The organism is Paractinoplanes ferrugineus (genome assembly GCF_016862195.1).
Lineage (GTDB): Bacteria > Actinomycetota > Actinomycetes > Mycobacteriales > Micromonosporaceae > Actinoplanes > Actinoplanes ferrugineus.
On the sequence record NZ_BOMM01000052.1, the window covers coordinates 155,870 to 168,226 of the forward strand.

Below are 12,357 nucleotides of genomic sequence, written 5' to 3' on the forward strand. Positions count from 1 at the left end.
TGGTTAGGCGGCGGGGCGGAAGCCGACGGTGGTGTGCATGGGCCAGCTGCGGGCCATGACCTTCGACGGTGTCTTGGGCGCTGTCATGGCGTCGCGGAGCAGGGCGAGCTGGTCTCGGGTCATGCCGGCGTCCAGCAGTGCCGGCTCGAGTTGGCGGCTGTTGGAGGCGTGCAGCGCCATGCCGGGCTCGCCGGCGTTCCAGAGCCGGTTGTAGGTTTCGCCGCGGATACCGGTCAGGCCGGCTTGGCGCATCACCGCGGGGACACGGCGGGCCCAGGTGGAGTCCATCCCGTTGCCTTCGCAGACGGCGATCATCGTGTGCTGGAACGCGGAGAAGACCTCACGGATCGGATCGGGGCCGTCGACGAACATGTCGTCGAGATGGTCGGTGGCCCAGTCGGAGATGACCATCGCGCCGCCTGGCTTGAGGGCGGCCGCCAGCTTGTGCAGGATCTGCTCGCGCTGGCCCAGGTGCATCAGCAGCAGCCGGGCGTGGATCAGGTCGAAGCTGTCAGGTTCTAGATCGGCGGTGACCAGGTCTTGCTGCCGGATCGTGATCCGCGGGTGGGTGGGCACGTGCTGCGGCTGCAGGTCGATCACGACAACGTGGCCGTCCGGGCCGGTCCGCTCGGCCAGTCGTGCGGCGACTGTGCCGGCTCCCGCGCCGAGGTCGGCGCAGACGGCCCTGGCCGGTAGAGCAAGGTCGTCCAGGACGGCGAAGGTGTGCGGGTCGAGGATGCCGGCGAGATGCTGGACCTGGTCGCGGGCGTCGCGGGTGCTGTTGTCGAAGGTGTATGCGGTGCTGGTCGTGCTGCTCATGGGGTCCTCAGCTCTGGGGGTTGAGCGTGGTGATGACGACGTTGCCGCGGGCCCGGCCGTCGAACTTGACCTGGCGCAGGAAGAACTGATCGTCGGGTTCGTGGTTGGCGTTGAACCGCCACAGCCCGCGCGGGCTGTTGAGCTGCCCGATCTTCGCGATCGCGGCGTTGATCGACGCACCGGTCGGGGCTGGGCCGGCTGCGGCGATGGCCTGGTCGAGCAGCAGGGCGGCGTCCCAGGCGGTGACGTTGTACAGCGTCGGGGCCTTGCTGTACTTGGCCTGGAAGTCCTGCACGAACGCGGCGTTGGCGCTGCCCGGGACGGTCGGGGCGTAGTTCAGCACGGTGTAGATCCCGTCGGCGGTGCCGGCCTCGGCGGTGAGAGCGTCGCCTTCGGTGAGGAATCCGGCCCCGTAGAGCGGGATGTTGCCCAGGCCGGAGTCGCGGTAGTCCTTGACGAACTGCACCGCGTCGCCACCGGCGTAGAAGCAGTACACGGCTTTGGCGCCGCTGCTGCGGACCTTGGCCAGGAACGGCTTGTAGTCCTTCGTACCCGGGAAAGGAGTCCAGGCGGTGGCGCCGTCGGGGTTGGCGAGTTTCCCGCCGGCCTTGGCGAAGGCGTCGGTGAAGCCACCCATCTGGTCCTTGCCGCCCTGGTAGTCCGGGCCGATCGCGTACACCGGGCCTTTGACCGTCTGGGCCAGGTACGGGGCGACCGCCGCGCCGGTCTCGCGGGACAGCCACGAGGTGTGCCATACGTACGAGATGTCGGCGAGGGTGGAGGGCCGCCCACCGGTGCCGATGAACGGCACCTTGCGCTTGGTGACCTCCGGGGCGATGGCCACGCTCGGCACCGCCGACGCGGTACCGACCAGTACATCGGCTTTGTCGGCGTCGAGCAGCTTGCGCGCCGAGTTTCGGGCGGTCGCCTCGTCGTTGCCTTCGTCGGCGGTCACCGTGGTGATGGTGTGCCCGCCGAGCTTGCCGCCGTGCAGGGCAAGGTAGAGATCCCATCCCTCGGCCATGTCGTCGCCGAGGGACTTGTACGGCTCAGTCTTCGGCCAGATCAGTCCGATGGTGATCACGTTGTCGGTCTTGGCGGTGCTGTCGTCGAGGCTCGAGCCGGAGCAGCCCGCCGCCGCGGTGAGCGCCAGCACAGCCACGGTGGCGGCGGCCATGCGGGGCAGTCCCGCGCCGCGTGGCCGTAGCCGAGTTCGCCGAGGGGTTCGCGATGTCACGGTGTCTCCTTGTTCAGATGCGAGGGGTGGGTGGAACCGGGTACTTGTGGCTCGCGGGAACCGGGCCCTGCTAGGGGAAGCGTCGAAGTCCGTGCCATCGGTGTGGGGTCAGCGACTACCGGCGTTGCTCGGGGCTCAGCGCGGCACGCACGGATTCGCCGAGCTTGAGCAGGTCCCGGTTGACCGCGCCCATGTCGGCCTGGGGTTGGGCCAGCGTCATGAGATAGGCGTTGCCGAACGGGCCGGCAATCATCACGAAGCCGATGCTCAGACGGACACCGATGTCGGCGGCCGCGGCGGCGCCCAGCTGCTGCGCCAAGCCGATGACCAGCGATGCCATACCCGAGCAGATGGCAGCCAGGTACTCGGCCTGCTCCCGCGAGTCGACCGTGTCGCTGGTGCACAGCACCAGACCGTCGACGGACACCGCGACCGTGCGGGACGCTCCGAGGACCATCTGTTCGAAATCGGTGAGCAGGAAGCTCAGGTCAGGGCGAAGGCCGATCGGTGCGGTTGTCGCGGGGGTCATGACACAACCAATCTGTGAGGATGGCGGCTATTTTGGGACGGCGAAGGCGTCGGCGGAGCCGGCGCCGAACGATGACCACTGCGCGACTGCCGCTTCGGGGTCACGCTGCTGCGGGATGACGGCCGAGGCAGGCGGTGGGTCATATGCGGTGCGGCCCGGTACACGGACCGGCAGGCCTCCTGCCGTGGTCGCCGCCTGTCGCGGCGGCGGTGGCTTGGCCGGCAGGAACTCCACTGTGACCGGTCGACTGAAGACCTGATCTGCCGATGCTCCGGGGTTGAATAGGGGATGACCGGCAGCGACTGTGTCGTAGATCGGCGCGGCGGTTCTCGGCATCGGCCAGTCCGGCTGCGGGCCTTCGGCGACGGCTAGGCCCTGCGATGGCGTTGCGGCATCCACGGCCGTCGGCATGCGGGTCCGCGGGGACACCGCGGGCAGTTGCATGGTGACTTCGGGCCTGCTCATGACGGCGCGAGGTGCCGCAGGCGGGGGCGAGGGTGGCGGGGGCGGGGGAAGCGCGACGGGTTGGCGCCAGAACAACGGCGACGGGACCGCAATCTCCACGCTGGTCCCGTCCTTGGCCAGCGAATTCAGCCGCACAGTGATGTCACGTCGTGTGGCGATCAGCCCGACCGTCGCTAGCCCGTAGTGGCGGGCGGTGAACTCGTCCAGGGTGAAGTTCTCGATCCTGTGCTGCATGTCCTGTTGCTGCTCGGCGTTCAGGCCCAGCCCGTAGTCGCGGATCTCCAAATACAGGCGGTCCTGTTTCGGCCTCGCCGTCACTTCGACCGGCCGGTTCTTCGCGGAGTACCGCAGCGCGTTGTGCAGCAGTTCCGCGAGCAGGTGGATCAGTTCATCGACCAGGTCCCCGGAGACCATGACTTCCAGCTCGACCTTGGCGTGTTCCACCCGCTCGTAACCCTCGACGCGGCCGACCGCGGCGGTGACCACGTCCGTGAGTCGTACCGGTTCTTGACGTGGCCGTCCGACCCGGCCGCCGGCGAACAACTGCAGAGTGCCGATACTGCGCAGCAGTGTCGTGACCTGCTGGTCGAGCTGGAACAACCGCTGCAACCGCTGGGAATCCTCTTCCGACTTCTCCTGCACGTCCAGGCTCGCCGTGATCGCGTCGATACGACGCTGCTGCTCATACGCCTGCGTCTTGAACGCCTCGGCGACGATCTCGCGGTACTGCGCTTGTCCCGCCGCGATCCGCGCCGCGATGGCCAGGACGTCGTTGAACGCGGCGATGACAACGCCGATCTCGTCATGGCCAGGGACTGGCAGCGGCCGGGCTGCCACCTCGATCGCTTCGTCCAGCTCTTGGCGGGAGACGCCACGCTCGTTGAGCCGGCGCTCCATCGTGGGTAGCCGGCTCAACGCGACACCGGTCGCCTCACCGGCTGCCCGCACCAGCGGTGCTGTCATCGAGCGGGTCACCCACCAGCCGATCACCGCGACCGTCACCAGACACGTCAGCACCAGAATGCCGAGCACCAGGGTGTCTCGGCGCTGCCGGTCACGCTCGCGGGTCACCGCAGCCAGCTCTTCGCCGAGCAGCTGATCCTCGAGCTGGTGCAGTTGCTGCATGCGCGCGTTCATCGCGTTGACCCACCCAGCCGGCCGCACCCCCAGGTCCAGCGGCTGGGAGGCGTCGGTCTGCACCACCACGCCCTGCAGCCGCTCCCCAGCCAGGATCTGCTTGCCGCCCGGCTGGGACGTCAGCAGCGCCTGCCATACCGGCGGGGCGAGCTGCCGGAAACTCTCCTGGCTGTCGGTGAAAGCCGCGTCCGCGGCAATGACCTGCTGCTGTGCCGCCGGCGTCATTTCACCCGCACTGAGCGCCGGGACCACCGTCACCTGCAAAACACCGAGCGCCTCGATGCTCCGCGCCAACGTCGACACCGCCCGAAACCGGTCCGCGGTGCTGGAGTCGACGTCCGTCTGACTCAATGCCTGCCCGAACCCCAGCAGCCCGGAGATCAACGCCCCGTACCGGAACACCACCAGACTCTGCGTCGCATCCCTACCGCTGCGGACCTGCTCCCGCAACAACGGCAACGCTGCCAACTGTGTATCGAGGCGCCGCAACACCGTGGCCGGGCCCGTCGAGGTGTCCAGTCCGACTTCCGCCGCCACAAAGCTGGCGCGGGCACGGTCGGTGACCTCGCCCTGCTGCCGGTACGCCTCGATCGCCTCAGGGGAGCTGGCCTGCGCGAACACCAACGCGGCGGCAGCCCGCTCCCGCTGCAGCTGCTCCGACAGCCGACTGCCGGTCACCCCGACATCGACAAGCTGCCGGGCGACGCCCGTCTGCGCTGTGGCCGACAGGCTCGTCACCGCCGTGAACGCCGTTAGTGCCAGTACCAGCGCCACTGGAAGCGTCACCAGCAGCATCAACTTCGTACGGATCCGTCGGTCCGCCAGCCGTAACCACCGACGCCGCGTCGGAATTCGCGCCTGGCCCGGTACAACGGTGCTGCTCATGCACTCACCGCCAGCACTGTCGCCGTGTGAGATTCGGTGCCGGCGAAGCGGGACGGTGTTCCGTCCGGAATTTGCTGCGACTTACCTATGGCGCCGGCGCTGGTGAGAAGGTCGAGGTTGCCCGCCGTCTCACATGATCGAGCGTCGAGCAACGCCGTGTACCGGCGGTGCCACGGTTCCTGGCTGACGGCAGCAAGGCGTGCTGCGGTCCGAGCGGGGACACAGGGATATTTCAAGGCCAGGTCACATGCTGGGTTGGCGCACTGTGTCGCGTCGGATGACGACCGTTGGTGTCGCGACGTCATCTGGTGAGCAGTCCGCCACAACGATTGGTAGCGGATTGGCGGTGCAACTGTGTTCGCCGAAGCGGGGGAAGGCATGGATGAGGGAGTCTCTCGTCGGGAGGATCCGGGACGGGGACAGGCGGTGGTACTCCGGCCGGGCACGGCCGGATGCTGGGCCGGAGTACCACCGCGGGACTGCACGTCGCCGAGGAAAAGCTGATGGGCTGGTTGCTTCGGGTGCATCGGCTTCTCCTCCTTCGGTCTACGTCGCTTCGCGGGGGACGTTGCCGGTATCGACGTGCAGGAAGCGGATTCGCTTAGGACTAACCTCCGAGGCGGGCGGCACGTTGAAGCACGCCCGCCCCGGAGCGGCTATGGAAGGCAGAGGTACGTGGCTTAGGTAAAGCAACTGCGGCAGGGAAGTGTGTTCTTGCCGACTATGAGTGCTTGTGTGCCTCCACGATCACGCATCCCCAGCGGGGTGGGAAGGTCAGAAACGAGGGAATTGGAGGGGAATTTAAAAGGGAATGCTGAGGGGAATCTTGCTTGTTGACCTGCGGAGACGCAGATAAGGCCCTGGTCAGCCGAAGATCACTGGCGGCGAGGTGACTACGCTATTGCCGTTGAAGTCTGCTAAGAATCTGGGTAGATGCACGCCAGACTGGTCATCGGAGGTGTGGTCGTGGCGCTCAGCCCGTACGTGTGCAGGCTGCGACTTGCCGAAGAAATGCTCGACGCCCGGCAACAGGCTGGCTTCAAAACGGAGGATCTCTCACGCGAGACGGGAATTCAGCGACAGAAAATTAGTCACATTGAGACCGCTAAACAGCGGGTAGATCCTGGAGTCATTAAGCAACTCTTGGTACACCTCGATGTCCGGCCAGACCGACTGGCGAAAGTCATGGATCTGGCGAACGGGTCTGCTGAGCCGGGCTGGTGGGAGCGTTTCGACGACGAGATGGGCCCACGGCAGGCGCGTACCGCCGACCTCGAACAAGGTGCCAAACTCATCTGGCAGTATCACCCGAACCTCGTCCCAGGGCTGCTCCAGACGAAGAAGTTCGCCACCATCCGAGCCGATGCGGATAGGCGTGCAAACTCGCGCCGATTCTCGACGGCGCGCATGCTGGAGGCACGCACGCGCCGGCAGGCCATCCTTTCCGGGACGTCAGCAACGCCTCTCGAGGTGATCCTCGATGAGGCCGTCTTGCATCGCCGTTCAGCACCCGCAGAGATCATGCACGAGCAGTTCGAGCACCTCATTGGCGCGGCACTGAACATGCGCTCGGTCATGGTTCGAGTTTTACCGTTCGAGGCGGAACTCAGCGAGCATTCGCAACCTCGTACAGCATTCTCACGATACACCTACCCCGACCCCGAGGACCCGGCTGTTGTCGTGGTCGACACGAACGTTGAGGACCTCATCTTTCAAAACCGCAATAAGGATGACCGGGAAAAGGTAGCCGTTTATACCGATCTCGCAGCCGAGTTGCGGCAGTCAGCCCTGAGCCCAGCTGATTCCATTGATCGCCTCGCCGCAGCGGCTGAGGCGTGCCTGAGTAGGAGATGAAATGAAAGACGCATTGCAACCAGCATTCCAAAACGCCAACAACGAGACGGCCGATTCCGGTCAGCGGCGGCAGCCCGGGCAGTGGTTCAAGTCCGGCCGCTCCGGTGGCGGCTCGGACTGCGTCGAGGTCTGCTACCTCGAGGGCGGCGGCGTCAAGGTCCGCAACTCCAAGCGTCCCGACGCGGGAACGCTGCAGTTCACTGACTCCGAGTTCGACGCGTGGGTGGGCGGCGCGAAAGATGGCGACTTCGACCGATAGCTCGCTGATCGCTGTCCGCCGGTCGTGACGGGCACGCCGGCGCCGATCGATGGCGCCGGCGTGCGAGTGCTCAACCCCTGATGAGGCGAACGAGCGGATGACGAATCGCCGCGCGGCTCAACGGAGCCAGACCGTCAGGTCGGATTGGTCAGCTCGGTCACGGCCGCGACGACCTGCTGAGCGTTCAGGCTGTCGAGGATCGCGTCCGGTTGGTGGTGGGCCAGCTCTTCGCGAGTCACGCGGTGCGCGACGACAATGACGTGGAAGCCGGCATGGCGTGCGCAGGCGATGTCGTTCACCGCGTCGCCGATGATCACTGTGCTGCTCGGTCGCAGACGGCGACCGTACACGGCCGAGAAGCGCTGCTCGACAACGGCTGGCAGGTCGAAACGGTCGCGAGCGTCGGACCCAAAGCCGCCAATGCGGAGGTCGAGGCCGTCGTCCAGGCCGGCCACCGTGAGTTTGATCTCGGCGGCCGACCGCAGGTTGCCTGTCAGCACGGTTTGGATAAAGCCGGCATCGTGCAACGAGCGGATTGTCTCCTGCGCGCCAGGATAGGGAGGTTGGTCGCGGGCCAGTTCGTCGCGTCCGTCAGCCATGACCTGGCTGAGTAGCTGGTGAAACTGCGGTATCCCTGCCTCTGCTGCTCCGCGTTCCACTCCCGACCTGATGGCAGTGTCGACCACGATCGAATCGTCCGTGTACCCGTGCACCTTCGCCTCGGGAAACACGACCGCGGACTCTGCCAGCTCATAGGTTCTGGAGATAGCGCGGCGCAGCCATCGCAGATCGGCAGGGATCAACGTCCCGTCGAGGTCCCAAGCCACAAGGTTCATTCGCCTGATCGTAACGGTGCGATTCATGGCACAGCGAGCTTGTCGTGCACTGCTCGGCTGGGCTCCGCGTACTCGGCAGCTCAACAACTCGTCGGCCGGTGGTGTGATCAGGCGGGCGGCACGTCAGCAAGAGGCCGGAACTGCGTCGTTCGTGGCGCCACCGTCTGGCGCACGCCTGTGCCTACCGGTAGTTCGCCTACAGTGAACGCTACATAGCGCCCTTGGCCCACCGGTAGCGGCAGACGGCAGGAGACGGGATGGAGAAGCCTCCCTATACGCCCAACAAACTCTTCAGAGACGCTCGAGTACGCCTATTCGGTACACGCGAGGCGCTTGCTGAGGCCGCGAATCAGCATTTAGCTGCGGCGTTTCTTATAACCGCGAACGACATCGGCAAGATTGAACGGGGCGTCGTTTCCCATCCGCGGGCCCCGAGGCGAGCCGCATTGCGTAAGGTGTTAGAAGTCGCTACCGATGCGGAGATCGGACTCTTTGACACTCATGCTCGGGATCTAGCGGATGCGGCCAGATGCGATAGCGACGGAAAGGATGCTGATATCGACCGTCGGACGTTGCTACGGGGCTCGGTGATGGGGGCTTCTCTCGGACTTGGTTCGTCTTCGTTCCGACAGGAACTAGCGCGCCCAGCCGAGCATCAGGAGGGTCCACGTTCGAGCCTTCCCGAAGCTGTCCGCATAGCGGTGCTTGCTGCAGACACACCCGCTGCGGAGAGAGACGTGGCCGGTATTCTTGAGGTGCAAAAGGCGGTTACTGAAATACATGAGGCATACCAGCGAGCCCAGTACAACGAGGCAGCTGCGTTAGTGCCCGCGCTGATGAGTGCGGCGTCATCTCTAGCGGCCAAGGCCCGACACGACGACCGCCACCTCGTGGACACGACTGTTGCCTCCGCACACCTGGCCGTTTCGAAACTGACACTCAAGTTCGGCGATGCCGAGCTGGCGTGGATAGCCGCTGACCGTGCTCGCGCCTGCGTGGTAGAGGCGAACAGCTTCGCTCCCCTACAGGTTGCTCTTGTCTCCATCGGATGTGCGCTACTTTCTATGCCCGGTAGGGGACAGGACGCCGCAAGCCTCGTAGAACGCGGCCTGTCCAAAGTGACGCCACCGGGGCGTCGTGGCCCCAGAGAAATTTCCGCCCTCGGCGCGCTGAACCTGCTCGCCGCCGTCATCGCCGCTCGATTGGACGATCGGCCGAAGGCGCGGGCGCACATCCGTGTGGCCAGGGAGTTAGCTGTCGACCTCGGTGGCGACCGCAACGAGCTATGGACCGCCTTCGGACCCACCAACGTGCTTATCCACCAGATCGGCATCGCAGCCCGCCACGAACCCGAGCGCGCGATAGCCCTCGGCGAGAAACTCGACACCACTCGTTTGCATGTCGCTCTAGCCAGTCGTCGTAGTCAGGTGCATCTCGATCTTGCCTCAGCGTTTGGGCGGCAGCTGGGCGGGGACGCCTCCGCTGTCTTGCATCTGCTAGAGGCCGAGCAACTAGCTCCGCAGCTGCTTCGGGTGCATCCGCCGGCGAGGTCGCTCATCATCAATCTGTTGGCACGTGAGCGGAGAGCCGCGACGCCAGGGCTGCGTGCTCTCGCAATTCGGGCCGGAGTAGCCGCATGACAACGAACAAATCCCGTCGCGTCCTACACCTGGTCGTCTGCGCGGCGCCGCCCTCTCAGAGCATTACCGAACTGATCGACCTGCTGCACGCGGATCTATGGGACGTGTACGTCATCGCCACCCCGACCGCAATGACGTGGATTTCGCAACTCGAGATCGAGCAACGGACCGGCCGACCGGTTCTACATCAGCAGCGACATCCAAACGCGCCGAAATCCCTGCCCATCGCTCACGCTGTCGCCGTTGTTCCAGCAACATTCAATACTATTAACGCCTGGGCGAACGGCATCAATGACACCCTTGCTCTGGCGATCCTCAACGAAGCGCTGAGCGCCAAGGTCCCCGTTTTCGCTTCGGTGTACGCCAAGGCGACTCTCGTATCACACCCCGCGTTCGCTGAGCACCTCCGACTACTGCGCTCCGCAGGCGTCAGGTTCACCGATGTAGAGGCACTACGCCCCCAGGTACCCAACGACCCCTTTCGATGGCAATCTGTCATCGAAGTCTTACGGAATGTATCGCTACCGCAGCTCTAGCCGGCGTCCTCCCGATTGAATAACCTCCTTAAGCCCGCCGAACACCTACGGAGTTCGTCTTTTGACGCGTTCGACTCCACACCTCGCCATGCGGCCCCTCCTAAAAGCTCCTAACACGATCTGTTGAATCGATGTTGATCAGCGCAACGAGGTGAAGATCAGTCTCGTTCGCTCGGACATGAGCAAGGCATGGATCGTCGAGGATGACCTGTGGGACCTGATCGAGCCGTTGCTGCCGCCGTGGCCGGGCAAGTCGCCTGGGCCACGGCCGGTGCCGGACCGGCAGTGCCTGCAAGGGATCTTGTTCGTGCTACATACCGGCATCGGCTGGGAAGACCTGCCGCAGGAGCTCGGCTTCGGCTCGGGAATGACGTGCTGGCGCCGGCTCAAGCGGTGGACCGATGCGGGTGTGTTCGACCAGTTGCATCAGATCCTGCTGGCCCGGTTGAACGCGGCGAACCGGATCGACTGGTCGAGGGCGGCGATGGACGGGAGTCACATCGACGCCAAAAAGGGGGCGCCGGAACAGGTCCGTCGCCGGTCAACCGCGGTAAGCCCGGCAGCAAACACCACTTGATCTGCGACGGGAACGGCACCCCGATCTACGTGCTCACCTCGAGCGCGAACGTGCCCGACATCAGCCGTGCTCTGGACCTGCTCGACGGCTACCCACCAATCGCAGGCCGCCGCGGCCGACCCCGACGCCGCTTCACGACGCTAATGGCCGACAAGGCCTACAGCAGCCAAGCGTTCCGCCAGGCCTGCCGCGAACGCGGCACCGAACCGATCATTCCCAAGCCCAGGACCAGCGGGATCAAAGGCCTGGGCAAGCTGCGCTACGTCGTCGAACAGACCTTTGCCCTGCTCCACCAGTTCCGTCGCCTGGCCGTGCGCTGGGAACGCCACCTCGACATCCACGACGGCTTCGTCAGCCTCGCGTGCGCTCTGATCTGCTGGCGCCGACTGATCAACTGGACCGACCAGAGATCGTGTTAGGAGCTTTAAGGAGACCTTCGTGTCTTTTGTTCAGAGCGCCACGGCACCGCGAGTCGCCGTTGTTGGTCTCGGCGGCACGATCGCGATGGCTCAGGGAAGTAGTGGGGGCGTCATCCCCAGCTTGTCCGCGGAGGACCTCGTCGCCGCCGTCCCGGGACTTGCCGGCCTCGGCGTCGACCTGGACGTGCACAGTTTCTGCAGTCGGCCGGGCGCGTCACTAACGGTCGAAGACATCTTCGAGTTGTCAGACACCCTCATGCGGCGGTTTACCGATGGTGCCGTCGGCGCTGTGATCACGCAGGGCACCGACACGATCGAGGAGACGGCCTACCTGCTGGACCTGCTCAATGCCGCCGGCTCGCCGATCGTCGTCACCGGGGCAATGCGTAACCCCACGCTGGCCGGAGCGGACGGTCCCGCCAACCTGCTGGCTGCCGTCACCGTCGCCGCGAGCCCGGACGCACGCGGGCTGGGCTGCCTCGTGGTGCTCGCCGACGAGATTCACGCCGCAGCTCGGGTCCGCAAAAGTCACACCACGAGCCCTTCGACGTTCGTTTCGTCGAACGGTGGACCGCTTGGATACGTGGTCGAGGGCCACGTACGCCTCGTCAACCGGCCGGCGCACCACTACCGCCCGGCCACACCAGACCGCGGGCGGCCGTTGCCGCGCGTCGGGCTCTACTCCGCGACCCTCGGCGACGACGGCAGCCTCCTGCCCCTGCTGGCCAGCCAGATCGACGGCCTTGTCATCGCCGCGTTCGGCGTCGGCCACGTCCCGGAGACGTGGGTAGCCCACCTTGCGGAGATCGCCGACAGGATCCCCGTGGTGCTCGCTTCCCGTACCGGCGCTGGGTTCACTGCCACCAACACGTACGGATTCGCCGGCTCCGAACGCGACCTGATTGCCAGAGGTCTCATCCCCGCCGGGATCCTCGACCCATACAAAGCCCGCCTGCTCTTGCAGGTCCTCCTCGCTGCCACGGACGACCGCGCATCACTGACGGCGGCGGTCGCCGCGGCGACCGGAAACACAGGATCAGGAGCAGAGTGACTGATCCAGGCAAGGATGGTGTTGCCGGAGCGCGAGCGGGAAGTCGCTCAATGGCATGCCGGGCAAGGCCACCACAAACTACGTGGGCACGGCCTGTTAGCCACGGGAGCGAC

At 65.6% G+C, this 12,357-nt stretch carries 11 protein-coding genes; 6 read left to right on the plus strand and 5 right to left on the minus strand.

What is annotated here, in order from left to right; all coding sequences use genetic code 11:
• Window positions 1-3: 3 nt before the first annotated feature.
• From Afe05nite_RS30110 to Afe05nite_RS30125, 4 genes are all read right to left on the minus strand, one after another.
• Window positions 4-819 carry a class I SAM-dependent methyltransferase gene (locus tag Afe05nite_RS30110; protein ID WP_203820620.1) on the minus strand — a complete coding sequence of 272 codons (816 nt, stop codon included), beginning with the start codon at window positions 817-819 and terminating at the stop codon, window positions 4-6.
• 7 nt (window positions 820-826) lie between these two features.
• Complete coding sequence (locus Afe05nite_RS30115; protein WP_203820621.1) at window positions 827-1,996, minus strand: ABC transporter substrate-binding protein; 1,170 nt, start codon at window positions 1,994-1,996, stop codon at window positions 827-829.
• A 175-nt stretch (window positions 1,997-2,171) separates the two neighbouring features.
• Window positions 2,172-2,585 carry a roadblock/LC7 domain-containing protein gene (locus Afe05nite_RS30120; protein WP_203820622.1) on the minus strand — a complete coding sequence of 138 codons (414 nt, stop codon included), beginning with the start codon at window positions 2,583-2,585 and terminating at the stop codon, window positions 2,172-2,174.
• Between the two features lie 27 nt (window positions 2,586-2,612).
• Entirely contained in the window at window positions 2,613-4,982 is a 2,370-nt protein-coding gene (locus Afe05nite_RS30125) for a sensor histidine kinase (protein WP_203820623.1), read from the minus strand.
• 1,023 nt (window positions 4,983-6,005) lie between these two features.
• Here Afe05nite_RS30125 and Afe05nite_RS30130 point away from each other — a divergent pair.
• Together Afe05nite_RS30130 and Afe05nite_RS30135 are read left to right on the plus strand one after the other, a co-directional pair.
• Window positions 6,006-6,926 (plus strand): helix-turn-helix domain-containing protein, encoded by a 921-nt coding sequence (locus Afe05nite_RS30130; RefSeq protein WP_203820624.1) that lies wholly within the window; start codon window positions 6,006-6,008, stop codon window positions 6,924-6,926.
• A gap of 1 nt (window position 6,927) precedes the next feature.
• On the plus strand, window positions 6,928-7,185 hold the full coding sequence (locus Afe05nite_RS30135) for a DUF397 domain-containing protein (protein ID WP_203820625.1): 258 nt from the start codon (window positions 6,928-6,930) through the stop codon (window positions 7,183-7,185).
• Between the two features lie 134 nt (window positions 7,186-7,319).
• Here the strand turns inward: Afe05nite_RS30135 and Afe05nite_RS30140 are convergent, their stop codons facing one another.
• Window positions 7,320-8,021 (minus strand): HAD family hydrolase, encoded by a 702-nt coding sequence (locus tag Afe05nite_RS30140; RefSeq protein WP_203820626.1) that lies wholly within the window; start codon window positions 8,019-8,021, stop codon window positions 7,320-7,322.
• 257 nt (window positions 8,022-8,278) lie between these two features.
• On the opposite strand from Afe05nite_RS30140, the gene Afe05nite_RS30145 reads away from it, so the two are divergent.
• The 4 genes from Afe05nite_RS30145 to Afe05nite_RS30160 all read left to right on the plus strand — a co-directional run bounded on the left by Afe05nite_RS30145 (window position 8,279) and on the right by Afe05nite_RS30160 (window position 12,244).
• Window positions 8,279-9,661 carry a hypothetical protein gene (locus tag Afe05nite_RS30145; protein ID WP_203820627.1) on the plus strand — a complete coding sequence of 461 codons (1,383 nt, stop codon included), beginning with the start codon at window positions 8,279-8,281 and terminating at the stop codon, window positions 9,659-9,661.
• A complete protein-coding gene (locus Afe05nite_RS30150) occupies window positions 9,658-10,197 on the plus strand; it encodes a flavoprotein (protein ID WP_203820628.1) in 540 nt (179 codons plus the stop codon). The genes Afe05nite_RS30145 and Afe05nite_RS30150 overlap by 4 nt, the downstream gene beginning before the upstream one ends.
• A gap of 178 nt (window positions 10,198-10,375) precedes the next feature.
• A protein-coding gene (locus Afe05nite_RS30155) for an IS5 family transposase (RefSeq protein ID WP_203820698.1) occupies window positions 10,376-11,193 on the plus strand; the annotation gives its coding sequence in 2 pieces (ribosomal slippage) (window positions 10,376-10,721 and window positions 10,721-11,193; 819 coding nt in all).
• Window positions 11,194-11,212: 19 nt separating this feature from the next.
• Window positions 11,213-12,244 carry an asparaginase gene (locus Afe05nite_RS30160; protein WP_275407521.1) on the plus strand — a complete coding sequence of 344 codons (1,032 nt, stop codon included), beginning with the start codon at window positions 11,213-11,215 and terminating at the stop codon, window positions 12,242-12,244.
• Window positions 12,245-12,357 lie beyond the last annotated feature (113 nt).